Origin of the sequence: Actinomycetospora endophytica, from assembly GCF_021026375.1 — a bacterium.
In the GTDB taxonomy this organism is placed as follows: Bacteria; Actinomycetota; Actinomycetes; order Mycobacteriales; family Pseudonocardiaceae; genus Actinomycetospora; species Actinomycetospora endophytica.
In genome coordinates this window covers 2,026,609-2,049,004 of the sequence record NZ_JAJNDB010000001.1, presented here as the reverse complement: position 1 = coordinate 2,049,004, position 22,396 = coordinate 2,026,609, and the positions used below count along the sequence as shown (strand labels likewise).

Sequence of the window (22,396 nt, the reverse complement as noted above, 5' to 3'; positions counted from 1 at the left end):
GAGGGAGCACGCTCACCCCCACGGGATGAGCGTTCGGCCTCCGGCCTCGTGCGTGCGTTTCCGTGTCTGAACACGGAAACGCACGCACAGGGCCGGAGGCCGAACTCATCGCCAGCCGGCCGGATCCACCTCACCGGGCACCACGTCCGCAGGCGCGTAGGGCTCGCGGGTGAACACGAAGCTGCCGAGGTCGAGGTGGCTCACCGACCCGTCGGGGTCGTGGACCACCCGCAGGGTCTCGCCCGCGTAGTAGCCGTCCAGCCCGATCCAGCTCCCGTCGGCGCCGCGCCGGAAGCGCGAGGCCCGCCCGCCGCCGCCCAGCCCGCCGATCGTGAGCTGGTCGGTGCCCTGCGCCCGCAGCGCGACCGGCGCCGAGCCCCAGTACCAGGGGCCGGTCAGCGCCAGCAGCGCCGGATCGGGGGCGGCGGGCACCCACTCCGCGGGCAGTCGGGGCTCACGATCGGCGACCGTGGCGAGCAGCTCCGCCACCGTCGTCCCGATCGCCGGCCCCGAGGTGGCGTTGGCGAACACCACGCCGGCGAGGTCCTCGGCCGGGTCGACCCACAGCGTGGCGAGGAAGCCGGGCATCGACCCGGTGTGGCCCGCGAGGTCCCGGGAGCCGTGGCGCAGCAGCTGGAGCCCGAGGCCCTGGGAGGACAGCGGCGAGCCGGGCTCCGAGGGTGACGACGGGGCGCGCATCTCCTCGAGGACGGCGGGCGGCAGGACCCGGTCGTCGCCGTGCAGCAGGAAGGCGCCGTAGCGGCCGAGGTCGGCGGTGGTGGACCACAGCTGCCCGGCGGGCGCCATCAGCCCGGCGTCCTCGGCGGGCTCGGGGAGCAGCGCGTCCGCCCACGGGTGCACCGCCCAGCCCGACGCGTGCGGCGCCGCCGGGTCGTAGGTGGTGCGCCCCATCCCGAGCGGGTCGAGGATCTCCGTCTGCAGCGCCTCGGTCCAGGAGCCGCCGCGCAGCCGCCCGACCAGCGCCCCGAGCAGCGCGAACCCGACGTTCGAGTAGTGGTGCCGCCGACCGGGCCCCCGGAGCGGCGGCACCGCGACGAGGCTCGCGAGGTCCGGGCGGACGGCGCCGTCGGAGCGTTCCCACCACGGCGTCCCGGTCTCGGCGGCGAGCCCGGAGGAGTGCGCGAGCAGCTGTGCGATCGTCGGGTCGGTCAGCGGCGCGTCGGGGAGGTGGCGACCCAGCGGATCGTCGAGACCCAGCAGCCCCTCCTCACGCAGGCGCAGCACGAGCACGGCGACGAAGGTCTTGGTGATCGACCCGATCCGGTACTGGGTGTCCGGCGTCGGGACGGCGCCGTCGACGCGGCCGCGGGCGCCGGTCCACACCGTCTTGCCGCCGCGCACCACGGCCCCGGCCATCGACGGCGCGCGCCCCCGGGACTGCTCGACGGCGAGCCGGTGGTCCAGCGCGTGGGCGGTGCTGTCGAGCATCGGGCGTCCCTCCACCGGCGGTGAGCGGCGTGATCATAGGCGCGCCGGACCGACCGTTAGCGTGGACGGCGTGGGTGTCTGGTCCGAGCAGGTCGTCCCCCGTGTCACCGACCTCGCGCTGGGCCGCCCGCCGGTCCGCCGGCTGCGCGAGCGGGCGCTGGCCCCGGCGCACAGCGTCGTCGTGGACCTCGGCTCGGGGTCCGCGCCGAACCTGCCGCTGCTGCCGCCCGCGGTCACCCGGGTGCTCGCGGTCGAGCCCTCGACGACGGCGCGGCGGCTGGCTGCACCGCGGATCGCGGCGGCGGCCGTCCCGGTGGAGCACGTCGGGCTCGACGGGGCCGCGCTGCCGCTGGCCGACGACGCGGCCGACACCGTCGTCAGCACCTTCACGCTGTGCACCATCCCCGACCTGGACACCGCGCTGGCCGAGGTGCGGCGGGTCCTGCGCCCGGACGGGGTGTTCCTGATCCTCGACCACGGGCTCTCGCCGAACCCGGCCGTGGCCCGCTGGCAGCACCGGCTCACCGGGATGCAGCAGCGGCTGTTCGCCGGTTGCCACCTGGAGCGGGACATCGCCGGACGGGTGGAGCGGGCCGGGTTCACCTTCACCTCGCTGGAGGCGGTGGCCATCCCGGGGCCTTCGGTGCTGAACCACGTCGTCCTGGGGAGGTGCGCTGCGCGCTCGTGAGCACAAATTGATGCCATAGCGTCAATTAGTGCTCACAGGCGCGGAGCGCACCTACAGCCCGTACGTCTCCAACAGCCGGAGCCAGACCTCGCTCATCGTCGGGAACGAGGGCACCGCGTGCCACAGCCGCGACAGCGGGACCTCGCCGACGATCGCGATCGTCGCGCCGTGGACCATGTCCGCGACGTCCTGACCGACGAAGGTCGCGCCGACGATCACCTCGCGCTCGGTGTCGACGACGATCGACGCGAACCCGTCGTACCCGTCGGCCTGCAGGGACCCGCCCGCGGTGTTGCCGATCTCGAAGCTCACCGCGCGGACCGGCAGGCCGGAGTCCCGGGCGGACGCCTCGCTGTGGCCGACCGCGGCGACCTGCGGATCCGTGAAGATCACCTGCGGGACGGCGGTGTGCTCGGCCGTCGCGGCGTGGTGGGAGTACCGGCCGCCGAGCTCCTTGCCGTGCGCCCGCGCGACGATCACGTCCGCGCAGATCCGCGCCTGGTACTTGCCCATGTGGGTCAGCTTCGCGCCCGTGCTGGCGTCGCCGACGGCGTAGAGCCAGTCGCCCAGCACCGTCGTGGTGTCGTCGGCGCCGAGCGGGCGGCCCGGCGGCAGGCCCACCGTCTCGAGGCCCAGGTCGTCGGTGGTGGACCGGCGGCCCGCGGCGACGAGCAGTTCCGCGCCGCGCACCTCGGAGCCGTCGTCCAGCGTCGCCACGACGTCTGCCCCGTCCCGGCGCACCGCCGTCATCGACGTCCCCAGCCGGACGTCGACGCCGTCCGCCTCCAGGGCGGCCTGGACCCGACGGCCGGCCTCGGCCTCGGTCGCGGGGATCAGGCGGTCACCGTGCTGGACCAGGGTGACCTGCGCGCCGAGTCGCACGTACGCCGTCGCCATCTCCACCCCGACCACACCGCCGCCGAGGATCAGCAGCGACGACGGGACGTCCTTGACCTGCGTGGCGTCGCGGTTGGTCCAGGCGCCGACGTCATCGATGCCGTCGACCGGCGGGGCGGTCGGCACCGAGCCGGTGGCGACGACGACCGAGCGCGCCGACACCGTCGTCGTCGTGCCGTCGTCGTGGGTGACCTCCACGGCGCGCTCCCCGGCCAGCCGGCCGTGCCCGCGCAGCAGCGTGACGCCGGCGCCGGAGAGCCAGTCGGCCTGGCCGGAGTCGTCGGGGTTCGCGAACTGGTCGCGGCGCGCCAGGACCTTCCCGACGTCGATCGGTCCGGCCTCGACGCCGGGTATGCGATGGGTGGCAGCGAGCAGGTCGACCGGGCGCAGCAGCGCCTTCGACGGGATGCACGCGTAGTAGGAGCACTCGCCGCCGACCAGGCCCGCCTCGACGATCGCGGCCGAGAGGCCCTGCTCGTGGGCACGGCCCGCGGCGTTCTCCCCGACCGGCCCCGCGCCGATCACCACGACGTCGACGTCCAGATCACTCATCCGTCTCCTCCTCGTCCCCGGTCGGCCCGAACCGCTCGACCCGGATGCTGTCCGTGGGCTGCCCGGCGGAGAGCAGGTGCGATTCCATCGCCAGGGTGAATCGCGTGGAACCGCACACGAACGCGGTAGCGCCCGGGTCCGCTACGGCGCCGATCGACGCCGCATCCAACCGGAACCCGCCGGGAGCGCGGGAGAGCGCCACCAGCGCCCCGGCCGCCTCGAGCTCCTCGCGGTAGGGCAGGTCGGCGGCGGTGCGCGCCGACACCGCGAGCGAGAGCAGCTCGGGACGCCCGACGTCGAGCCCGTGGCGCAGCATCGACACCAGCGGGGCGACGCCGCTGCCGCCGCCGACCCCGAGCGCCGGGGTCGTGCCGTCCCACGCGAACCAGCGGCCGATCGGCCCGCGGCACTCGAGCAGGTCGCCGGGCTCGACGACCTCGGCGAGGAAGCCGGACACCTCGCCGTCGGGAACCCGCTCGACGTAGAGCTCCACGACGTCGTCCGACGGCGCGGACACCGCCGAGTACGAGCGGCTCGCCGTGTAGCCGTCCTCGGCCCGGAGCCGCACGACGTAGTGCTGCCCGGGGCGGTGGATCACGCGGTCGGGGACGTCGAGGCGCAGGATCACCGCGCGGTCCCCGTGGTGGCGCACCTCGACGACGCGGGCGTCGCGCCACACCGCGGCGAGGCGGCGGTCCTGGCCGGTCTCGGTCATCGTCGGCTCAGTCCCCGTCGAAGCGCTGCTCGAGCCACGGGTCCCCGCGGTCGTGGTAGCCGTTGACCTCCCAGAAGCCGGGCTCGTCGTGGTCCAGCAGCGTGATCTTCGAGATCCATTTCGCGGACTTCCAGAAGTACAGGTGCGGGACGAGCATCCGCACCGGGCCGCCGTGCTCGCGGCTCAGCGGCTTGCCCTCGTGCTCCCAGACGATCCACGCCTTGCCGCCGGTGACGTCGTCGAGCGGCAGGTTGGTGCGGTACCGCGTCGTCGACTCCTCGACGATGTGCGTGGCGGCCGGCAGCGGCTGCGCGATCTCGAGCAGCCGGTCCAGCGCGATGCCGGTGAACGAGGTGTCGAGCTTCGACCACGTCGTCACGCAGTGGATGTCACCGCGGTAGGTGTCGGAGGCCTCGCCGGCCAGCTTCCTGAGGTCCTTCAACGACCACGTCGTCGGGTTCGCGACGAGGCCGTCGACGGCCAGCGACCAGCGCTCGGCGTCGACCCGCGGCGTGGGCTCCGCGGTGAGCACGGGCCAGGATCTGCCGACGTCGTACTGCCCGGGAGGCAGGCGCGGGTCACGCTCGGCCTGCCGCCGTCGACCGGTGAAACCGCGGGTGATCGCCATGCGCCGACTCCTCTCGGGACGCCCCCGGACCGCCAGCGTAGGGAGGTCGTGTCCGGTTCCGCTTCGGTCGAACGACCGGCATCGGGCGGATCATCCCGGCCGCCGCGGTTCCGCCATGTGCCTCACATTGGGTCGTCCGACCGATACCGCGAGGGCGCCCGGCCGAGGACGATCACCGACGTGAGCGAACCGTCTGCCGTGGAGATCGATCCCGCCGCCGCGCCGTCGGGAGCCGGCTGCGTGGAGTGCGACCGGGACGGCGGGTGGTGGTTCCACCTGCGCCGGTGCGCCGCGTGCGGCCACATCGGCTGCTGCGACTCGTCCCCGTCGCAGCACGCCACCGGGCACGCCCGGTCGGCCGGGCACCCGATCCTGACCAGCTACGAGCCCGGCGAGTACTGGTTCTTCGACGACCGCTCGGGCGAGATCGGCGACGGCCCCGACATCGCGGCGCCGCGCCACCACCCCGCCGACCAGACGACGCCCGGCCCGCGCGATCGCGTTCCCGCGGACTGGCAGCGCCACCTGCACTGACCGCCCCTGAGGAGGAGGATCCGTGACCGAACCGGACGAGCTCGGCGGCGACGACCGCGACTCCGTCGACGACACGGTCTTCGAGCAGCTCGACGACGAGGACACGCTCGCCGACCCCCGCGTCCCCGACCAGCTCGACGAGGGGATCTCCCCGAACGAGCGGCCCCGCGGCGTGGAGGCCTGGGGCGTCACCGACTACGAGGAGCTCGAGGGCGAGCCGCTCGACGGCCGGCTGCGCCGTGAGGTCCCCGACGACGACGAGGACGACGACGGCGGCGACGGGCTCGGCGACGCCAGCGACACCGACGGCGAGCTCTACGACGACGAGGTGGGCGAGGACCGCGCCGGCCGGCTCGTGCTGCGCGACGACGGCGAGGACTTCTGGGCCGACGACGTGGGCGTCGACGGCGCGGGCGCCAGCGCCGAGGAGGCCGCGGTCCACCTGGTCGACGAGGAGGGGTGAGCGACCCGCCGCGCTGGGACGGGGCCCTGCTCCGGGGGCCGGTGCACGGACCGCTGCCGATCCTGCTGCTGGTCATGACGACCGCGACCGGGCTCGTCGACGCCGTCAGCGTCCTCGGACTCGGCCGGGTGTTCGTCGCGAACATGACCGGCAACGTCGTCTTCCTCGGCTTCGCCGTCGCCGGCGCGCCGGGGTTCGCGCTCGCGGCCTCGCTCGCCGCGCTGGGCGGGTTCCTGCTCGGCGCGCTCGCCGGCGGGGGCCTGGTCTCGGCGCGGGGGAAGCGGCGCGGTCACCTGCTGCGCGACGCGGCGCTGATCGAGACGGTGCTCCTGTTCGTGGCCGTCGGCCTGCTCGCGGGGGTGACCGGGACGCCGGGCAGCGGTCTCGCGTCGGCGGTCGCGGGCCTGGCCGCGGTGGCGCTCGGGCTGCAGAACTCGACGGTGCGGCGCCTCGCCGTCCCCGACCTCACGACGACGGTGCTCACCATGACCCTCACCGGGATCGCCGCCGACGTCCGCGCCGCGGGGCGCCCGGTGGTGACGCGACGGGTGCTCGCCGTCGTGACGATGTTCGTGGGCGCGCTGGCCGGGGCGCTGCTCGTCCTGCACACCGGGCTCGCGCTGGCGCTGCTGCCCGCCCCGGTGCTGCTCGCGGTCGTGGTGGTCGTGCTCGCGGTCGCGGTGCGGCGGCCCGCCCCCTGGCAGTAGCTCCCCTGCCGAGAGCCCTGGAATCCGCCGTCGTGCGCCCCTTGCGAACCGGGCGACGGTGATGTACGTCGCTGTCGCGCGGGCCACGTCCGCGTGTGCCGAGCGTGCTCGGAGCGGCACCCTGCGCTCGTAGCCCCGATGTCGCGGCCACCCGACCTCGCCCCCGAGGTCGGTCCCCCCGAGGCCGGACGACCGAGCAGGTGGTGAAGACCGATGATGCCGACGACGTCGGTGCCCTGGATGGGCAATCGCGTGGAGATGTGGGAGATCGAGGGCACGGAGCTCACGGCCATCGAGTGGCGGCGCCCGTGGAACGGCTCGATGCGCGGGTTCCGCGTGGTGAGCGAGGACGAGCTGTCCCTGATCTGCACCGCCATCGAGGAAGCCACCGCAGAGCTGCGTCCGGCTCCCCGCCTCGAGGGCGTGGCGGGCAACCCGCTCGACCTCGAGGCCTTCCTCGACGAGGTCCTCGAGCGCTGAGACCCGCCGTCCGGCTCACCCCGGTGAGCCGGACGGCGCAGCTATATCAGCCGTTGATCTCGTAGGTCGGCGTGATCATCGCGCGGCCCAGCGAGTGGAAGAACAGATTGAAGCCCAGGAACGCCGGGGTGGCGTCCGCTCCGACGCCGAGGTCCTCCACGTCGATGGCGTGCACCACGAAGTAGTAGCGGTGCGGCCCGTGCCCGGGCGGCGGCGCGGCGCCGATGAAGCGACGCGCGCCGGCGTCGTTCGCGAGCGTCACGGCTCCGGCGGGGAGCAGGCCCTTGTCGGGGTTGCCGGCGTCGGTCGGCAGTGACGTCGTCGACGCGGGCAGCCCGACGACGGCCCAGTGCCAGAACCCACTGGCGGTCGGGGCGTCCGGGTCGTAGCAGGTGACCGCGTAGCTCTTCGTGCCCTCCGGGGCTCCGGACCACGCCAGCTGGGGCGTCACGTCCTCGCCCCCGGCCCCCATGATGCCGCTGACCTGGGCGTTCGGCAGGGGCTTCCCGTCGGCGACGTCGGTGCTGGTCACCTCGAAGCCGGCGACGGCGGGCAGGAAGCTGTACGGGTCGGGCGGCTGCGGCGCCACGGTTCCTCCTCGATCTGGCGAATGTGCGGTCGCAGGGACGCTTACCCCGTCCCCGTCATCCCCCATGCACGGCGACCGACCGAGGTCAGCCGCAGCACCCGCCGCCGCAGCAACCCCCGCCACCGCCGGCGGCGGGCGCCATCGCGGGCCGGGTGGCCGTCCGGGCGCGACCGCCGAGCGAGACGGTGGAGAGCAGCTTCACCGTGTCGGTGTGCCCGCCGGGGCACTCGGCGGGGTCGGCGGAGCGCTGCATCGGCCGGTCCACCTCGAACGTCGACCCGCACTCGCGGCAGCGGAACTCGTAGAGCGCCATGGTCCGGAGCCTAGGCCGCACCGGCGCCGTCGAACAGCGGCTCGGCCGGGCGCCTAGTCTGGTGTCCGGTATGGGTCACGCTCGTCGTCATCGATCACGCCACGCCCCGGGTGTCCGGGTCGGGCACGGCGGGCGCCCGACCGACCTCGCCGGGCCGCGGTCGATGCTCGCGAGCCTGGGGCTCGGCGCCATCGCGGTGCTCGTCCTCGCGGTCCTCGCCCCGGCGACCACGTCGACGTCGCTCCCGGGCCTCCCGCAGCTCCCCACCGCCGAGGCCGTCGGAGCCCTCGCCCCGGAGGACTACGTCGACGGCGCCTGCGTCGCGCTCGCGCCGACCGCCCCGGACCGCGGCGCGACGGTCCTGCTCGACGCCGGGCACGGCGCGCCGGACATCGGCAGCACCGGGGTCACCGGCAGCGGCGAGAAGATCCCCGAGAAGGACCTGACACTGCCCCTCGTCCTGCGCGCCGCGGAGGACCTGCGTGCCCGCGGGATCCGGGTCGCGCTCTCCCGCAGCATCGACGCCGTCGGGAAGAAGCTCGGCCCGGGGGACGTCGAGGCCGGGGCGCTCACCGAGTCCGGTCTCGCCGCCCAGCTCGCCGCCCGCGCCCGGTGCGCGAACCTCGCGGGGGCGGACGCGCTGGTCTCGGTGCACTTCAACGCCTTCGACGAGCCCGACGTCGACGGCTTCGAGACCCTCTACGACGCCGACCGTCCGTTCGGCGCCGACAACGCCCGGCTCGCGCAGTCCCTCCAGAGCGCGATCGGCGCCGGGTACCGGGCCGCGGGACGGGACACGGACGACCGCGGCGTCGTCGGGAGCGACTCCACCGACAAGGCCTCGAACGCGGCGAAGGACCTCGTCCTGCTCGGCGCGACGCCGCGCGGCAGCGACCTCCCGCAGAGCGAGATGCCGGGCGCCGTCATCGAGCCGCTGTTCATCACCGATCCGTCCGCGACCGACTTCGTCCGCAGCGACGAGGGCCGACGCGTGCTCGCCGACTCGATCGGCGACGGCGTGGAGGCGTTCCTGCGCGGTCCCGATCCCCGGCGCTGAGTCCTCGTCGTAAGGTCGTCGTGTGGTGTTCACGGGGTTCGGCGACGCCGCCGTCGACTTCTACGAGGGGCTCGAGGCCGACAACTCGAAGGCCTACTGGACCGATCACAAGCACCTCTACGAGTCGCACGTCCGCGAGCCGATGCGCGATCTGCTGGCCGACCTGGAACCGGAGTTCGGCCCGGGCCGGATCTTCCGGCCCCACCGCGACGTGCGCTTCGCCGCCGACAAGCGGCCGTACAAGGTCCAGTGCGGGGCCACCGCCGGTCCGCACTACGTGCAGGTGTCGGCCGACGGGATCATGGTCGCGGTCGGCTACTACGCGATGGTGCCCGCCCAGGTGGCCCGGTTCCGGGCGGCCGTCGACGACGAGCGTCACGGGCCGGAGCTCGCCGCCATCGTCGACGGGCTCGACGACGACGGGTTCACCATCGCCGGGGACCGGCTGAAGACCCGCCCGCGCGGCACCGATCCCGAGCACCCGCGGATCGACCTGCTGCGCCATCGCAGCCTCTACGCCTGGTGCTCGTGGCCGCCGTCGGAGGAGCTGCACACCGAGGCGCTCGCCGAGCGGGTCGCGACGACGTGGCGCCGGCTCGACCCGCTCGGCCGGTGGCTCGACGAGCATGTCGGGGTCGACCTCGACGACGGCGCCGAGAAGGCCCGCCGACGACGCTGACCGCAGGCTCCTAGAGCAGGTTCCGGGCGGTCAGCAGCGCGAGATAGGCGTCCTCGTACGCCCGGGTCGCGAGGTGCGAGCACGCCGTGAGGACGGCGGCGGCCGCCGGATGGGCCGGTCGGGACTCGCCGCCCGCGACCGGCGCGGTCCGGGTCTCGCGCGGGAGCCGGTCGACCTCGTAGCGCAGGCTGCGCTCGAGCCCGCCGGACGTGACGTCGGGATGCAGGACGGCCAGGTTTCCCAGCACCGCGATGCCCGCGGCGACCGCGACGGCGAGCGGCGACCGCCGTCGCGACTCCGACGGGGCCGGGTCGGCCCCGGTCGCTGCGCCCTGCTCGGACAGTGAACCCACGAGACGCCTCCGGGGTGTCGGTACTCGGCGGGCCTCCTCGGTGAAGCCGATGACGACGGTGACCGGTCGACGACGCGACGTGACCGGCACCACAGGGACACCATGACCTCTCAGAGAGGCGGTTGTCCAGTTAGCGAATCGCTGGATTTGAGTCCCGCCACGACGAAGCGCGCCAGGCGTCCGGCCCGCGCCGGCCACTCCGGACCGTCCGGCAGGGTCCACAGGCCGGCGAGGAGGGCGAGGACGTCCTGGGCGTCCTGGTCGGTGGTCAGGCTGCCGTCCCGGGCGCCCGCCGCGAGGATGCGCTCGAGCGCGTCGACGATCACCTCCCGCGCCGGCGGGCTCGAGCCCTCCGGCAGCGCGTGCACCAGGTCGCCCAGGGCGCGCTTGGTCCGCGCGTACTCGACGAACCGGGCCAGCCACCGCGTCAGCGCGTCGGCCGCGGTCCCCTCGGCGAGGTCGACCTCCCCGAGTGCCGCGATCTCCGCGCCGTAGGCCTCGGCGATCAGGGCCTCACGGCTCGGGAAGTGCCGGTAGAGGGTCGCGATGCTGACGCCCGCGTCGCGCGCGATCGCGTCCAGCGCGACGTCGGGGCCCTGGTCGGTGAACAGGCGTGCGGCACTCGTCAGCAGCGCGGCGCGGTTCGCGCGGGCATCGGCTCGAAGGGGCACGGAACAAGCGTAGGCGTCCTACGTTTGAGTGCTACGGTGGTGGCATAAGCGTAGGGAGCCTACGTTTAGCTCGGAACGGGAGATCGTCATGACCGCAGCACCCACCCGGATCTCGACGCCGTTCGGCGAGTTCTCCACCGCCGACGAGGTCGCCGAGGGCATCGATCTGAGCGGCCGCCGGGCCGTCGTCACCGGCGCGTCGTCCGGGATCGGCGTCGAGACCGCCCGCACGCTCGCCTCCCACGGCGCGCAGGTGACGATGGCCGTGCGCAACACCGAGGCCGGGGAGAAGGTCGCCGCGGACATCCGCGCGGGCGCCCCCGACGCCCGCGTCGAGGTCCGTCCGCTGGAACTGGGCGACCGCGCGTCCGTCGCCGCGTTCGTCGACGGCTGGTCCGGGCCGCTCGACCTGCTCGTGAACAACGCCGGGGTGATGGCCCTGCCGTCGCTCGAGCTGACGGCCGACGGCCTGGAGACGCAGTTCGCGACGAACCACCTCGGTCACTTCGCGCTGACCACGGGCCTGCACCGCGCGCTCGCGGCCGCGGACGGCGCGCGGGTGGTGTCGGTGTCGTCGGCCGCGCACCTGCGCTGCCCGGTGCTCTTCGACGACCTGGCGTTCTCGTTCGTGCCGTACGACCCGTTCCTCGCCTACGGCCAGTCGAAGACCGCGAACGTGCTCCTCGCGGTCGAGGCGACCCGCCGCTGGGCCGACGACGGGATCACCGCCAACGCCGTCATGCCCGGCGGCATCGCCACCGGACTGCAGCGCCACGTCGACATGGAGGCATTGACCCGGGCGCGCCGCGAGGCCGGCGCCTCGGATGTGCTCAAGACGACGGAGCAGGGCGCCGCCACGTCGGTGCTGCTCGCGACGTCCCCGCTGCTCGAGGGCGTCGGCGGTCGGTACTTCGAGGACTGCGGCGAGGCGACGGTGATCGGCAGCCGCTCCGAGTCCGACGGCAGGCACGGGGTGGCCGCGTACGCGCTCGACCCGGAGAACGCGGCGCGGCTGTGGACGGTGTCGGCGGCGCTGCTCGGCCGGTGAGCCTCGACGGGGCCGGCCGGACGGCCCGCCGCGATCGAGTACCCGGGTGCGGCGTCGTCGGCCGCGTCGGGGTCGGCGGCGGACCATGATCGCGAGTTCGGGAGCGACACGCGCAAGATTCGACGCGACACGCTCCCGAACTCGTGATCTCGGCCGGCCGCCGGGTGCTCCGGCCGAGCGAACCCGGTCCCGTAGCCCGAACGCGCGCTAACGCCGGACCCGCATCGATCGACGGGAGGGCAACAGATCCGTTGGGGGGTGCGGCATGGGGTTCTACCTGCGCAGGAGCATCGGTCTCGGTCCGATGCGCGTGTCGGTCTCGACGCGCGGGCTCGGGGCGTCGATCGGGGTGCCCGGCCTCCGGGTCGGTGCCGGGCCCCGGGGCGCGTACGTCTCCCTCGCGAACGGGGTGGTCACCTACCGCGCCACCACCCGGATGCGGGCCGGCGCGGCGAGAACGGCACCCACGACGCCGGCCCCGGCGCCGCGCCCGTCGGAGCCCGCTGCGCCGGCAGTCGTCCCGACCGTCGAGAGCAACGGACGGCACCGCCGGGCACGGGTTCGCTGACCACCCCGAGCCGCGCCCTTCACCCCGGCGTCGTCGTGAACACCGGCCACCCGATCTCGGTGCGCCAGGCGTCGGAGTCGGCGGTGTCGCGCGGCCCGACCAGGTAGTTCTCGTGCACCGGCCCGTCGAGACGCAGCGCGTGCTCGGCCAGGTGGGCGCCGAGCGCGCCGTAGGTGACGTCGATGTCGTCGTGCGGGCCGCGGTGGACGGTGAGGGCCAGCTCGCGGGCCGGGAGCGTGATCGAGCGGACCCGCCCCTCGGCCACGTCGCGGTCGGCGGGCACGAAGACGGTCGCGCGGCCCGCGCCGTGGGTGAACAGCGCATTGTCGTACTGCCCGCCGGGCGGACCGGTCCGCAGCGCACGGGGCACCACGGCGTCGATCTCCGCCATCGCGCCGGAGTACCAGCGGAGGACGTCCGCCCGCCGGACCTCCTCGCTCACCGCGACCACCCGTCGTGCGGGCTCCCGGCGGTGCACCACCTCCAACCGCGGCGGGTCCGGGGTGAGCAGCCGCCGCAGCGCCCCGACCGCCTCCGTCGTCGCGGCGAGCCGGCGCTCGAGGCGGGCGAGGTGGTCGGTGATCATCCCGGCGCGGCCGTCGACGTCGGTGCCGAGCAGGCGCGCGATCTCGCGGACCGGCATGTCGAGGTCGCGGAACCGCCGGATGACCTGAGCCGTCGGGATCTGGTCCGGCGAGTAGTAGCGGTAGCCCGAGTGCGGGTCGACCTGCTCGGGCACGAGCAGGCCCTCGTCGTGGTAGTGCCGCAGCGTCTTCACGCTCAGATGGGTCACGGTGGCGAACTCACCGATGGAGAGCAGAGCGGTCACGACGACGAGCCTGCACCCTCCCGCCACGGGAGAGTCCCGCGCTGGACCCTCCCGCAGCGGGAGACCGCAGCGTCGTCGTCATGACCGACACCGCACTCGCGGCCCCCGCCCGCGACCTCGACGGACGCCGGGCCGTCGTCACCGGAGCCACGGGCGCGACCGGCGGGGCGGTCGTCGCCCGCCTCGTCGCGGCCGCGGCCACCGTCCTCGGCGTCGCCCGCTAGCCCCGGTCGAGCAGCCCGGCGACGACGAGGCCTTCGTCGCGGCCGACCTCACCCGCCCCGACGGCGCCCGCCTCGTCGCCGAGCGGGTGGCGCGTCGGTGGGGCCGTGGTGCACGTGGGCTCCATCCAGCGCGAGATGCCGCTGCCCGACGCGACGCTCGCCTTCGCGGCGGCGAAGGCGGCCCTCACCGTCTACAGCAAGGGCCTGGCGACCGAGGTCGGACCGCGGGGCGTGCGGGTCCTCACCGTCTCGCCCGGCTTCATCGCGACGCCGGCCGCGGCGGGTCTGGCCGCGCGGCTCGCCGCCGGTCTCGCCGACCACCGCATCGACGGCGGGACCGTCCGCACCATCTGAGCGGGAGCATTTCCGTAGGAGGTCCGAGTAATTCATCGGACCTCCGAGTAATCGTTAGGAGGTCCGAGTAAATACCCTTCAGCCTTCCGACCCTAGCCACTGAACACGCATTTCTTCTGCCTTCTCACCTGTGAAAAGGATTGCAGCGGCAGGGAGTCGTCACCGGACCGTCCGTCGCCCCATGATGGCGCTCGTGACGCCCGCCGTAGGCACCCGCCAGGCATCCCCGGCCCCCACCCGGGACGAGTGATGGTGGAGATCTTCCAACTGCTCGGTCCCGACGGCGACCTCCGTGACGGCCCGTCCGCGTCGGCCATCGACGCCGAGCTGTGCCGGGCCCTGTTCCGCGACATGGTCCTGGCCCGCCGGTTCGACGACGAGGCCTACTACCTGCAACGACAGGGCGAGCTCGGGTTGTGGCTGCAGTCGCGGGGTCAGGAGGCCGCACAGGTCGGCTCGATCCGCGCGCTCCGCGACACCGACTGGGTCTTCCCGTCCTACCGCGACCACGCGGCGGCGCTGTGCCGGGGGATCGAGCCCGCCGAGCTGCTCGCGCAGTGGCGTGGGGTGAGCCAGTCGGGGTGGGACCCGGCCCGCTACCGCTTCCACATCTACACGCTGGTGCTCGCCGCCCAGCTCCCGCACGCGGTCGGCTACGCGATCGGCGCCCAGCACGACGGCGCGGACGAGCTCGTCATGACGTACTTCGGCGAGGGGTCCTCGAGTGAAGGCGAAGCGAACGAGGCATTCAACTGGGCCGCCACCATGGCGGCGCCCGTCCTGTTCTTCTGCCAGAACAATCAATGGGCGATCTCCACACCCACTCAGGCACAATTCGGCGCTCCGCTGCACCAGCGCGCGGCCGGATTCGGGCTGAGCACCCAGGTCGTCGACGGCAACGACGTGCTCGCGGTGCACGTCGCCACGTCCCGGGCCGCCGAGGCGGTGCGCTGCGGCGAGGGGCCGGCGTTCATCGAGGCCCTCACCTACCGGATCGCCGGTCATTCGACGTCGGACGACCCGACCCGGTACCGCAGCGACGCCGAGCTCGACCACTGGCAGACCCTGGACCCGCTCGACCGCCTCCGTCGGCTGCTCGAGGCGCGCGGCTGGGCCGACGACGGGTTCTTCACCCACCTCGAGGCGGAGGCGACGGCCTTGGCCGAGCGCGTGCGCGGCGCCTGCCGCGCCCTGGCCGCCCCGGAGGCGGCCTCGATGTTCGACCACGTCCTCGCCGAGCCGGGCCCGGCGCTGGCCGCCGAGCGGGCCGCGTACGTCGAGTACGCCGGATCGTTCCTCGACTGAGGAGGAGGACACCGTGTTCACGCTGTCCGAAGCCATCAACCGCGGCCTGCGCGCCGGCCTCGAGACCGACCCGAAGGTCATGGTCATGGGCGAGGACGTCGGCCGGCTGGGCGGGGTCTTCCGGGTCACCGACGGCCTGCAGAAGGACTTCGGCGCCGACCGCGTCGTCGACACCCCGCTGGCCGAGGCGGGCATCGTCGGGACGGCGATCGGACTGGCGATGCGCGGGTACCGACCGGTCTGCGAGATCCAGTTCGACGGGTTCGTCTACCCCGCCTTCAACCAGATCACCTCCCAGCTGGCGAAGCTCCGGGCCCGCTCGCGGGGCCGCGTCACGGCACCCGTCGTCATCCGCGTGCCGTTCTCCGGCGGGATCGGCGCCGTCGAGCACCACTCGGAGTCCAACGAGGCCTACTTCACCCACACCGCGGGGCTGCGGGTCGTGAGCGCCGCGACCCCCCAGGACGGCCACTGGCTGCTGCGCCAGGCCATCGCCTGCGACGACCCGGTGATCTTCTTCGAGCCCAAGTGCCGCTACTGGTCCAAGGGTGACGTCACCGAGAGCCCCGACGACCCGCTCGTCCTGCCGCTCGACGCCGCCCGCACCGTGCGCCGGGGCGACGACGTGACCCTGCTGACCTGGGGCTCGATGGTCGAGACCTGCCTGCGCGCCGCGACCGCAGCACAGGCCGAGGGCCACTCGCTGGAGGTCGTCGACCTGCGCTCGCTCTCGCCGATCGACACCGACACCCTCGTCGCGTCGGTGCGACGGACCGGTCGCGCGGTCGTCGTGCACGAGGCGCCGACGTTCGGCGGGCTCGGCGGCGAGGTCGCCGCGGCCCTCGGTGAGCACTGCTTCACCAGCCTCGAGGCCCCGGTGATGCGCGTCGGCGGGTTCAACGTGCCCTACCCGGCCGCGCACCTGGAGGAGCACTACCGGCCCGACCTCGACCGCGTGCTCGACGCCGTCGACCGCGTCCTGCACTACTGATCCTCGGGAGACCTGGTGAGCACCGAGACCTTCGCCCTGCCGGACGTCGGGGAGGGCCTGACCGAGGCGAGCATCCTGACGTGGGCCGTCGCGGTCGGCGACGAGGTGGCCGTCAACCAGGTGCTCGTGGAGGTCGAGACGGCCAAGGCCGCCGTCGAACTGCCCAGTCCGTTCGACGGCGTCGTCGCGGAACTGCTCGTCGGCGAGGGCGACACCGTCGCCGTCGGCGCCGGGATCGTGCGGGTCACGACGGCGGCCGCGGCGGCTTCCGATGGTGTCCCCGACGAGACCAGCGGCAGCGTCCTCGTGGGCTACGGGACCAGCTCGGCGGGGACCACCCGGCGACCGCGACGCCGATCCGGGCCGGCCCGGCCGCCGGCGCCGGAGTCGCACGGTGCCGGGCGGCCGCTCGCCACGCCCCCGGTCCGCAAGCTCGCCAAGGAGTCCGGGGTCGACCTCGCCGAGGTCGCGCACGACGGCGACCGGATCCGGCGGGAGGATCTCCAGCGCCACCTCGACGGGGTGGATCCGACACCGCCGTCGTCACCGGCGCCATCGTCGCCCTCACCGTCGGACGAGCGGCGCGTACCCGTCCAGGGCGTGCGCAAGGCGACCGCGGCGGCGATGACCGCGAGCGCGTTCACCGCCCCGCACGTCACCGAGTTCCTCACGGTCGACGTCACCGCGATGACGGAGACCGTCGAGGCCCTGAAGGCGCACCCGGCGTTCGCCGACGTCCGGGTCACGCCGCTGCTGCTGGTCGCCCGGGCGCTGCTCTCGGCGATCCGTCACCACCCCGACGTCAACGCCCGCTGGGACGAGGCGAACCAGGAGATCGTCCACCAGCGGAAGGTGAATCTCGGGATCGCCGCGGCCACCCCGCGCGGGCTGCTCGTCCCGAACATCAAGGACGCGGCGGCGCTGACCCTCGTCGAGCTCGCCCGGTCCCTCGGCGAGCTCACGACGACGGCGCGGGCCGGGAGGACGACGCCGGAGCAGATGTCCGGCGGCACGATCACGATCACGAACGTCGGCGTCTTCGGGGTCGACGCCGCGACCCCGATCCTCAATCCGGGCGAGGCCGCGATCCTCTGCTTCGGCGCGGTGCGCCGCCGCCCGTGGGAGTTCCGGGGCGAGATCGCGCTCCGCGAGATCACGCAGCTGTCGCTCTCGTTCGACCACCGGCTCGTCGACGGCGAGCTCGGCTCGAAGGTGCTCGGCCGGGTCGGCGCCGTGCTCGCCGACCCGGCCATGGAACTCCTGCTCGACTGAGGAACTCCTCAGGCGGGTTCGCGGGCTCCGGCGGTCTCGACGGCGATGGTCTCGGCGTCGGCCGCGGCGGCGTCGGGCTCGGCGGGCGGCAGCCCGAACGACCCGAGGAACAGCACGTAGAACAGCATCACCAGCACCGCGAAGTTCATGAACCCCAGCGCGTCACCGTGCAGCGACACCCCGGCCGCCGGCTCGTGCAGCACCGACCCGGCCACCACGAAGTAGTAGCCGAGGAACGTCACCACGGCGAGCACCAGGGTCACCACGGTGCGCACCACCAGGTTCGCCGCCCGACCCAGATGGGTGGGCTTGTTCCCGAACACGTTCGCCCAGGCGATCATCCAGAACACCCAGCACACCCCGAACTCCGCGGCATACGAGGTCACCCCGTCCCCCAGCGCGGCCACGTTGGCCGGGCCGATGAGCAGCTTCGCCGCCCCGAGCGTCCCGAAATAGATCACCGTGCCCAGCACGAAGTTCCCGACCAGCGAGACCACCGCCGTCGCGGCGCGGCTTTTCAGCAGCGCCCACGGCAGGTTGTCCCAGAGCAGCCCGGTCACCACCACCGCCACGATGCAGCTGTAGAACCAGCCGGTCAGCGTCGCCTTGCTCATCAACGCGGTCGACGGATCCGCCCAGGTCGCCACGTTCGGCACCGCCAGCACCCCGAACAGCACCAGCGTCGGCAGCACCAGCGTCCCGATCTCGGCCAGCCCCGCCCACGGCGGCGAGAGCCGATCCGCCCACGGCCACTGCGCCCAGTTCACCACCGCGGTCACGTAGAAGAAGAACGCGAACAGCACGATCAGCTGCCCGGTCCCGAACCCGGCCCCCTCGGCCCGCGACGCGGCGAAGCTCGGATCCACGCGCGACCAGCCGTAGGCCAGCAGCGCCACCACCGCCGCCGCGATCGCGAGCACCACCACGATCCCCACCAGCCCGCGGGCCGGCTGACCCAGCCGCGCCGGCCCGGTCCAGCCGCAGTTGAACGCCACCCACACCGTGGCGATGATCGCCCAGAACAGCGACGCGTTGAACGGCTGCGGATACGAACCCACCGGGCTCCACTGCGGATCGATCAACAGCCACCACAACAGCACCGCCGCCACCGCGACGACGACGACATTGGCCAGCCCGAACACCCACCAGGGCAGGGTTCGCGTGTGGCCGTCCGGGGCAGTGCCGGACGGGGTGGGAGGGGCCGCGGAAGCGGTCCCCGAGGGGGTCGCGGACGGAGAACTCATCGGAACCTCGGTGTTCCTCGGTGACATCGGTCGGGACCGGCCGGATGCGATGCGCACCCGACACGCCCTGCGAATACGGAATTCAGAATCCGTTGTGATCTAGACCATACGTGATCGACTCCGGTTCAGACGTACGCCGTTCGGACTACTTCGTGCGGCGTTCGGCTCCTGAAAACCCGCCCGAAAGCGGCGCTGAGGGACAGGTCGGGCGTCAGGGAACGCTCGTAGGGATGGTCGTCGCGCGGCCGAATCACCGGCCGTCGGAGAAACGTGCGCTTGCTGATCGCGGCCTCGACCCGTCTCATGTGTGACGGCAACCACGCCCGAGCACACGTGAGGAAGCCCGATGGCCCAGTTGCAGGACAAGGTCGCCCTGATCACCGGCGGGGAGAGCGGTATCGGCCTCGCCGCCGCCAAGCTGTTCGTCCGCGAGGGCGCCCGGGTGGTCCTCGTCGGGATCGAGGAGACCAAGCTCAAGGCCGCCGTCGAGGAGATCGGCCCCGAGCACGCCGTCGCCGCGGTCGCGGACGTCACCGACTCCGGCGCGGTGGCCGCCGCGGTGTCGACGGGGGTCGACCGGTTCGGGCCGCTCGACGTCGTGTTCTCCAACGCCGGGATCTCCGGCGAGGTCGCGAAGATCGTCGACTACCCGGAGGACGTGTTCGCCCGCACCCTGGCGGTCCACATCGGTGGCGCGTTCCACGTCCTCAAGCACACGCTGCCCCGGATGAACGACGGCGGCAGCGTCATCATCACCTCCAGCGTCGTGGGGCTCGTCGGCTTCGGCGACCTCTCCGCCTACGTCGCGGCCAAGCACGGCCAGGTCGGGCTGATGCGCTCGGCCGCCAAGGAGGTCGCCGACCGGCGGATCCGGGTCAACACCCTGCACCCGGGCCCGACGTCGACGCCCTTCCAGGACGACATCGAGATGCGCGCGACGGGCAAGTCGCAGGCGGACGCCGCGGTGGACTTCGACGGATTCATCCCGCTGGGCCGCCACACCACCACCGACGAGATCGCGCAGGCGGCGCTCTACCTGGCCTCCGACGCGTCGGCGATGGTCACCAGCACGACGCTCGCCATCGACGGCGGCATGGCCGGCTGAGCGGTCCACCCCGACGAGGAAGAGGAAGGCGGTCCCCGACGATGCGTTCCGCGATCTACTACCGGCCCCACGACATCCGGATCGACGACGTCTCCGAGCCCGCGGCCGGGCCCGGACAGGTCAAGCTCCGGGTGGCCCACAACGGCGTGTGCGGCTCCGACCTGCACGAGTACTACTCCTCGGAGACCTTCGTGCCCGTCGAGCCCCACCCGCAGACCGGGGTGAAGGCGCCGGTCGCCCTCGGTCACGAGTTCTCCGGCACCGTCGTCGCCGTCGGCGAGGGCGTGACGACGGTGGCCGACGGCGACCGCGTCGCGGTCCGCCCCACCTACACCTGCGGCGAGTGCCCCTCGTGCCGGGCCGGCGCCCCGAACACCTGCCGGGTGCTGGCCTTCCACGGCCTGTCCGGGCACGGCGGCGGGCTCTCGGAGTACACCGTGCTGCCCGAGAGCATGGTGTTCCCGCTGCCCGACACCGTCTCCCTCGAGCTCGGCGCACTCGTCGAGCCGATGGCCGTCAGCTACCACGCGGTGGAGCTCTCCGGCATCCAGCCGGGACAGCTCGCGGTGATCGCCGGGCTCGGCCCGATCGGCGTCGGCCTGTTCTTCGCGCTCCGCGCCGCCGGCATCACCGACATCATCGCCAGTGACCCCTCCGCGGAGCGGCGCGCGATCCTGACCGGGCTCGGCGCCCGGAACGTCATCGATCCGACCGCCACCGAGGTCGCCGTCGCCGCCAGGGGGGCCACCGACGGCCTGGGCGCCCACGTCGTCTTCGACGCGGCCGGGGTCGGCGAGGCCATCATCACCGGCATCGGCGCCCTCGCACCGCGGGGGAAGGTCGTCGTCGTCGGGATCCACGAGCAGGCCATGGAGCTCAACCCGGTAGCGCTGCTGCTCGGCGAGGCGCAGATCGTGGCCTCGCTCGTCTACACCGACGACGACTACCGCCAGGTCATCGAGAGCATGGCGCGCGGCGAGATCACCGGGGCGGGCTGGGTCGACCACGCGCCGCTCGACGACCTGCTCGAGGTCTACGGCCAGCTCCGCCGCGGCGAGCGGATGAAGGTGCTCATCGACCTCTGAGTCGGCTCATCAGGGCCCGGAGCACGGCCTCGGTCTTGGTCGACGACGTGGCGTCCGGCGGCAGTCCGAGGTCGGCGAGCGCTCGGGGCAGCGCCTCCAGGTGCCGTCCACCCCGTCGAACGTCCGTTCGCGACGGTGGGCGTCGGACCGAAGAAGATCTTCTGGATCCTCTCGTCGGTCGAGCCGGGCCGGAGCACCTCGCGGGCGTGGTCGGCCGCGTCGTCGGCGTAGGAGACCTTGATCTCGACCTCACCCATGGGAGACCTTCCCCGCGTCCGCGGCGTCGACCATCAGCCAGGCAACCTCGTCGTGGCGGATGTCGCTGTGGGCACCGGCGATCCAGGACTGGTTCTCGCGGATCACCGTCCCGGCGTCGACGCGCGTCAGGCTCCCCGCGGCGAACCCGTAGGTGTGTCCGGGTGATGAGATCGGGACACCGACCGCGGCCCCGCCCTGGAACCCGTCGTGCCCGAGGGCACCCCACCGGTAGAGCGGGTCGCCGACCTCGGAGATGTCCTGACGGGCCAGCAGGCTCGCCGTCGGGTACCACCAGCCGCACGCGCGGTCGTGCTCGGAGAACGTCGAGACGAGCGGTCCGTGGACGCGGTCGACGACTCCGGCGAGCGCGCCGGAGCCGGACGCCGGCGGCGCGCCCCAGAACGCGAAGTGGCTGAACGCCGCCTGGACGAGGACCACTGAGGCCACCGGGGAGGACGCCGCGTCCAGGCCGCGCAGTCCGAAGGAGACCAGCCGGCCGCCGAAGCTGTGCCCGGACAGGTGCACGCGCAGGCCCGAGGGGACCGAGCGCAGGACCTCCGCCAGCCCCTGCTCGCCGATCGTCCCCGCCCGGGCCTTCATGGCGTAGTAGCTCAGCGTCCGCGCCACCTCGAGCGCGCCGTCCCAGAGCGACGCGGTGGCATCGACGTCCTCGATCGTCGGGGACGTGGCCGATCGCGAGAGCGCGGTGGCCGCCCGGGCTGCGTCCAGCGGCGTCTCCGTCAGCAGCGGCTCGCTCCCGGCGTCCTCCGGGCTCAGGTGCAGGCCGCCCGCCAGCGAGAGGATCTGCCCGACGCAGTCGGCGAGCGCCGCCTCGTCGTCGGGACGGCGCTCGAGCAGGTCGGCGACGGACCGCACCTCCGGGGCGTGGCCCGGGAACGCCGCGGCGAGCGCGGCCTCGAGACCGGGCGGCGATGCGGCAGCGACCGTGACGGGCGGTACCGGCGCATCGTCGGGGAACAGCATCGAAGGCCACACGACCGTGAGGAACCCGGTGGTCGGCTCCTTCTCGGGGTCGAGCAGTCGATGAACCCGTTCGAAGAGATCCGCCGCGAGCTCGCGTGCACCGGTCTCGTCGGTGTTCCATCCATGACTGAAGACGAACAGATCGGTGAGACCCACCAGTTCCGCGGGATCGGGGCCGGAACGCAGATGGCCGTCCTCGTCGAACTCCACGGTCCACCGGCGCTGCGCTGTGATCGCTCCCATGACGGCCCCCCATTTCGATGAATCTCGCATCGACGGCCACGGCTCGGGAAAGCGTATCGGGCAGCGTCGGCGACCGGGCAAGCATCCGAATGGGCGGGTGACGGGCCGTGAA

Annotated in this window: 28 protein-coding genes; 16 read left to right on the top strand and 12 right to left on the bottom strand. The window is 73.5% G+C overall.

Going from position 1 to position 22,396, the window contains the following annotated elements:
* Positions 1 to 105 precede the first annotated feature (105 nt).
* On the bottom strand, positions 106 to 1,449 hold the full coding sequence (locus LQ327_RS10080) for a serine hydrolase domain-containing protein (protein WP_230732323.1): 1,344 nt from the start codon (positions 1,447 to 1,449) through the stop codon (positions 106 to 108).
* 70 nt (positions 1,450 to 1,519) lie between these two features.
* On the opposite strand from LQ327_RS10080, the gene LQ327_RS10075 reads away from it, so the two are divergent.
* A complete protein-coding gene (locus tag LQ327_RS10075) occupies positions 1,520 to 2,137 on the top strand; it encodes a class I SAM-dependent methyltransferase (protein ID WP_230732321.1) in 618 nt (205 codons plus the stop codon).
* A 51-nt stretch (positions 2,138 to 2,188) separates the two neighbouring features.
* Here the strand turns inward: LQ327_RS10075 and LQ327_RS10070 are convergent, their stop codons facing one another.
* The 3 genes from LQ327_RS10070 to LQ327_RS10060 are packed head-to-tail and all read right to left on the bottom strand — an operon-like array spanning position 2,189 to position 4,929.
* Complete coding sequence (locus tag LQ327_RS10070) at positions 2,189 to 3,586, bottom strand: dihydrolipoyl dehydrogenase family protein (protein ID WP_230732318.1); 1,398 nt, start codon at positions 3,584 to 3,586, stop codon at positions 2,189 to 2,191.
* On the bottom strand, positions 3,579 to 4,301 hold the full coding sequence (locus LQ327_RS10065; RefSeq protein ID WP_230732315.1) for an FAD-binding oxidoreductase: 723 nt from the start codon (positions 4,299 to 4,301) through the stop codon (positions 3,579 to 3,581). Before LQ327_RS10065 ends, LQ327_RS10070 begins: the two co-directional genes overlap by 8 nt.
* A gap of 7 nt (positions 4,302 to 4,308) precedes the next feature.
* The gene (locus LQ327_RS10060) at positions 4,309 to 4,929 is read right to left on the bottom strand and encodes a sulfite oxidase-like oxidoreductase (RefSeq protein WP_230732304.1); all 621 of its coding nucleotides are present in this window, start codon (positions 4,927 to 4,929) and stop codon (positions 4,309 to 4,311) included.
* A 180-nt stretch (positions 4,930 to 5,109) separates the two neighbouring features.
* Between LQ327_RS10060 and LQ327_RS34670 the strand changes: the two genes are divergently transcribed.
* From LQ327_RS34670 to LQ327_RS10040, 4 genes are all read left to right on the top strand, one after another.
* Positions 5,110 to 5,463 carry a UBP-type zinc finger domain-containing protein gene (locus tag LQ327_RS34670; protein WP_230732301.1) on the top strand — a complete coding sequence of 118 codons (354 nt, stop codon included), beginning with the start codon at positions 5,110 to 5,112 and terminating at the stop codon, positions 5,461 to 5,463.
* A 22-nt stretch (positions 5,464 to 5,485) separates the two neighbouring features.
* Positions 5,486 to 5,926, top strand: a complete 441-nt coding sequence (locus tag LQ327_RS10050; RefSeq protein ID WP_230732298.1) for a DUF5709 domain-containing protein — start codon at positions 5,486 to 5,488, stop codon at positions 5,924 to 5,926.
* Positions 5,923 to 6,633: a YoaK family protein gene (locus tag LQ327_RS10045; RefSeq protein ID WP_230732289.1), complete on the top strand. Its 711-nt coding sequence runs from the start codon at positions 5,923 to 5,925 to the stop codon at positions 6,631 to 6,633. The genes LQ327_RS10050 and LQ327_RS10045 overlap by 4 nt, the downstream gene beginning before the upstream one ends.
* 213 nt (positions 6,634 to 6,846) lie before the next feature.
* A complete protein-coding gene (locus LQ327_RS10040) occupies positions 6,847 to 7,113 on the top strand; it encodes a hypothetical protein (RefSeq protein ID WP_230732286.1) in 267 nt (88 codons plus the stop codon).
* Positions 7,114 to 7,159: 46 nt separating this feature from the next.
* On the opposite strand, the gene LQ327_RS10035 is transcribed toward LQ327_RS10040, so the two are convergent.
* Together LQ327_RS10035 and LQ327_RS10030 are read right to left on the bottom strand one after the other, a co-directional pair.
* On the bottom strand, positions 7,160 to 7,702 hold the full coding sequence (locus LQ327_RS10035; RefSeq protein ID WP_230732284.1) for a YbhB/YbcL family Raf kinase inhibitor-like protein: 543 nt from the start codon (positions 7,700 to 7,702) through the stop codon (positions 7,160 to 7,162).
* Positions 7,703 to 7,787: 85 nt separating this feature from the next.
* Entirely contained in the window at positions 7,788 to 8,015 is a 228-nt protein-coding gene (locus LQ327_RS10030; RefSeq protein WP_230732281.1) for a zinc ribbon domain-containing protein, read from the bottom strand.
* A 70-nt stretch (positions 8,016 to 8,085) separates the two neighbouring features.
* On the opposite strand from LQ327_RS10030, the gene LQ327_RS10025 reads away from it, so the two are divergent.
* Together LQ327_RS10025 and LQ327_RS10020 are read left to right on the top strand one after the other, a co-directional pair.
* A complete protein-coding gene (locus LQ327_RS10025; RefSeq protein ID WP_230732279.1) occupies positions 8,086 to 9,072 on the top strand; it encodes an N-acetylmuramoyl-L-alanine amidase family protein in 987 nt (328 codons plus the stop codon).
* Between the two features lie 22 nt (positions 9,073 to 9,094).
* Positions 9,095 to 9,751 (top strand): DUF2461 domain-containing protein, encoded by a 657-nt coding sequence (locus LQ327_RS10020; protein WP_230732272.1) that lies wholly within the window; start codon positions 9,095 to 9,097, stop codon positions 9,749 to 9,751.
* 10 nt (positions 9,752 to 9,761) lie between these two features.
* Here the strand turns inward: LQ327_RS10020 and LQ327_RS10015 are convergent, their stop codons facing one another.
* On the bottom strand, positions 9,762 to 10,103 hold the full coding sequence (locus tag LQ327_RS10015; RefSeq protein ID WP_230732267.1) for a hypothetical protein: 342 nt from the start codon (positions 10,101 to 10,103) through the stop codon (positions 9,762 to 9,764).
* A gap of 110 nt (positions 10,104 to 10,213) precedes the next feature.
* Positions 10,214 to 10,774, bottom strand: a complete 561-nt coding sequence (locus LQ327_RS10010; protein ID WP_230732259.1) for a TetR/AcrR family transcriptional regulator — start codon at positions 10,772 to 10,774, stop codon at positions 10,214 to 10,216.
* 88 nt (positions 10,775 to 10,862) lie between these two features.
* Between LQ327_RS10010 and LQ327_RS10005 the strand changes: the two genes are divergently transcribed.
* Entirely contained in the window at positions 10,863 to 11,822 is a 960-nt protein-coding gene (locus tag LQ327_RS10005) for an SDR family NAD(P)-dependent oxidoreductase (RefSeq protein WP_230732258.1), read from the top strand.
* A gap of 265 nt (positions 11,823 to 12,087) precedes the next feature.
* The gene (locus tag LQ327_RS35220; protein WP_372460627.1) at positions 12,088 to 12,390 is read left to right on the top strand and encodes a DUF4236 domain-containing protein; all 303 of its coding nucleotides are present in this window, start codon (positions 12,088 to 12,090) and stop codon (positions 12,388 to 12,390) included.
* A 19-nt stretch (positions 12,391 to 12,409) separates the two neighbouring features.
* Here the strand turns inward: LQ327_RS35220 and LQ327_RS10000 are convergent, their stop codons facing one another.
* The gene (locus LQ327_RS10000) at positions 12,410 to 13,219 is read right to left on the bottom strand and encodes a MerR family transcriptional regulator (RefSeq protein WP_230732248.1); all 810 of its coding nucleotides are present in this window, start codon (positions 13,217 to 13,219) and stop codon (positions 12,410 to 12,412) included.
* A gap of 80 nt (positions 13,220 to 13,299) precedes the next feature.
* Here LQ327_RS10000 and LQ327_RS09995 point away from each other — a divergent pair, with 80 nt between their 5' ends.
* Entirely contained in the window at positions 13,300 to 13,443 is a 144-nt protein-coding gene (locus tag LQ327_RS09995) for a hypothetical protein (RefSeq protein WP_230732247.1), read from the top strand.
* Here the strand turns inward: LQ327_RS09995 and LQ327_RS33810 are convergent.
* On the bottom strand, positions 13,440 to 13,568 hold the full coding sequence (locus LQ327_RS33810) for a hypothetical protein (RefSeq protein WP_269069229.1): 129 nt from the start codon (positions 13,566 to 13,568) through the stop codon (positions 13,440 to 13,442). The genes LQ327_RS09995 and LQ327_RS33810 overlap by 4 nt on opposite strands.
* Between LQ327_RS33810 and LQ327_RS09990 the strand changes: the two genes are divergently transcribed.
* From LQ327_RS09990 to LQ327_RS09975, 4 genes are all read left to right on the top strand, one after another.
* On the top strand, positions 13,558 to 13,797 hold the full coding sequence (locus tag LQ327_RS09990; protein WP_230732244.1) for an SDR family oxidoreductase: 240 nt from the start codon (positions 13,558 to 13,560) through the stop codon (positions 13,795 to 13,797). The genes LQ327_RS33810 and LQ327_RS09990 overlap by 11 nt on opposite strands.
* Positions 13,798 to 14,046: 249 nt before the next feature.
* Positions 14,047 to 15,102: a thiamine pyrophosphate-dependent enzyme gene (locus LQ327_RS09985; RefSeq protein ID WP_230732242.1), complete on the top strand. Its 1,056-nt coding sequence runs from the start codon at positions 14,047 to 14,049 to the stop codon at positions 15,100 to 15,102.
* Positions 15,103 to 15,115: 13 nt separating this feature from the next.
* Entirely contained in the window at positions 15,116 to 16,093 is a 978-nt protein-coding gene (locus LQ327_RS09980; protein WP_230732240.1) for an alpha-ketoacid dehydrogenase subunit beta, read from the top strand.
* 15 nt (positions 16,094 to 16,108) lie between these two features.
* On the top strand, positions 16,109 to 17,365 hold the full coding sequence (locus LQ327_RS09975; RefSeq protein WP_230732239.1) for a dihydrolipoamide acetyltransferase family protein: 1,257 nt from the start codon (positions 16,109 to 16,111) through the stop codon (positions 17,363 to 17,365).
* Between the two features lie 8 nt (positions 17,366 to 17,373).
* Here the strand turns inward: LQ327_RS09975 and LQ327_RS09970 are convergent, their stop codons facing one another.
* Complete coding sequence (locus LQ327_RS09970; RefSeq protein WP_230732237.1) at positions 17,374 to 18,609, bottom strand: hypothetical protein; 1,236 nt, start codon at positions 18,607 to 18,609, stop codon at positions 17,374 to 17,376.
* A 346-nt stretch (positions 18,610 to 18,955) separates the two neighbouring features.
* Here LQ327_RS09970 and LQ327_RS09965 point away from each other — a divergent pair, with 346 nt between their 5' ends.
* Together LQ327_RS09965 and LQ327_RS09960 are read left to right on the top strand one after the other, a co-directional pair.
* Positions 18,956 to 19,714: an SDR family NAD(P)-dependent oxidoreductase gene (locus tag LQ327_RS09965; protein ID WP_230732233.1), complete on the top strand. Its 759-nt coding sequence runs from the start codon at positions 18,956 to 18,958 to the stop codon at positions 19,712 to 19,714.
* A 41-nt stretch (positions 19,715 to 19,755) separates the two neighbouring features.
* The gene (locus tag LQ327_RS09960; protein ID WP_230732230.1) at positions 19,756 to 20,799 is read left to right on the top strand and encodes a 2,3-butanediol dehydrogenase; all 1,044 of its coding nucleotides are present in this window, start codon (positions 19,756 to 19,758) and stop codon (positions 20,797 to 20,799) included.
* Between the two features lie 249 nt (positions 20,800 to 21,048).
* On the opposite strand, the gene LQ327_RS09955 is transcribed toward LQ327_RS09960, so the two are convergent.
* Positions 21,049 to 22,284, bottom strand: coding sequence for a hypothetical protein (locus tag LQ327_RS09955; protein ID WP_230732218.1), 1,236 nt, complete (start codon positions 22,282 to 22,284; stop codon positions 21,049 to 21,051).
* Positions 22,285 to 22,396 lie beyond the last annotated feature (112 nt).

Bases quoted from the DNA above. Each gene is read 5' to 3' on its own strand.
- LQ327_RS10080 (WP_230732323.1), bottom strand. From the start codon at position 1,449: ATGCTCGACAGCACCGCCCACGCGCTGGACCACCGGCTCGCCGTCGAG.
- LQ327_RS10070 (WP_230732318.1), bottom strand. From the start codon at position 3,586: ATGAGTGATCTGGACGTCGACGTCGTGGTGATCGGCGCGGGGCCGGTC.
- LQ327_RS10065 (WP_230732315.1), bottom strand. From the start codon at position 4,301: ATGACCGAGACCGGCCAGGACCGCCGCCTCGCCGCGGTGTGGCGCGAC.
- LQ327_RS10060 (WP_230732304.1), bottom strand. From the start codon at position 4,929: ATGGCGATCACCCGCGGTTTCACCGGTCGACGGCGGCAGGCCGAGCGT.
- LQ327_RS10040 (WP_230732286.1), top strand. From the start codon at position 6,847: ATGATGCCGACGACGTCGGTGCCCTGGATGGGCAATCGCGTGGAGATG.
- LQ327_RS10030 (WP_230732281.1), bottom strand. From the start codon at position 8,015: ATGGCGCTCTACGAGTTCCGCTGCCGCGAGTGCGGGTCGACGTTCGAG.
- LQ327_RS10025 (WP_230732279.1), top strand. From the start codon at position 8,086: ATGGGTCACGCTCGTCGTCATCGATCACGCCACGCCCCGGGTGTCCGG.
- LQ327_RS10005 (WP_230732258.1), top strand. From the start codon at position 10,863: ATGACCGCAGCACCCACCCGGATCTCGACGCCGTTCGGCGAGTTCTCC.
- LQ327_RS35220 (WP_372460627.1), top strand. From the start codon at position 12,088: ATGGGGTTCTACCTGCGCAGGAGCATCGGTCTCGGTCCGATGCGCGTG.
- LQ327_RS09995 (WP_230732247.1), top strand. From the start codon at position 13,300: ATGACCGACACCGCACTCGCGGCCCCCGCCCGCGACCTCGACGGACGC.
- LQ327_RS33810 (WP_269069229.1), bottom strand. From the start codon at position 13,568: ATGGAGCCCACGTGCACCACGGCCCCACCGACGCGCCACCCGCTCGGC.
- LQ327_RS09985 (WP_230732242.1), top strand. From the start codon at position 14,047: ATGGTGGAGATCTTCCAACTGCTCGGTCCCGACGGCGACCTCCGTGAC.
- LQ327_RS09970 (WP_230732237.1), bottom strand. From the start codon at position 18,609: ATGAGTTCTCCGTCCGCGACCCCCTCGGGGACCGCTTCCGCGGCCCCT.
- LQ327_RS09965 (WP_230732233.1), top strand. From the start codon at position 18,956: ATGGCCCAGTTGCAGGACAAGGTCGCCCTGATCACCGGCGGGGAGAGC.
- LQ327_RS09960 (WP_230732230.1), top strand. From the start codon at position 19,756: ATGCGTTCCGCGATCTACTACCGGCCCCACGACATCCGGATCGACGAC.
- LQ327_RS09955 (WP_230732218.1), bottom strand. From the start codon at position 22,284: ATGGGAGCGATCACAGCGCAGCGCCGGTGGACCGTGGAGTTCGACGAG.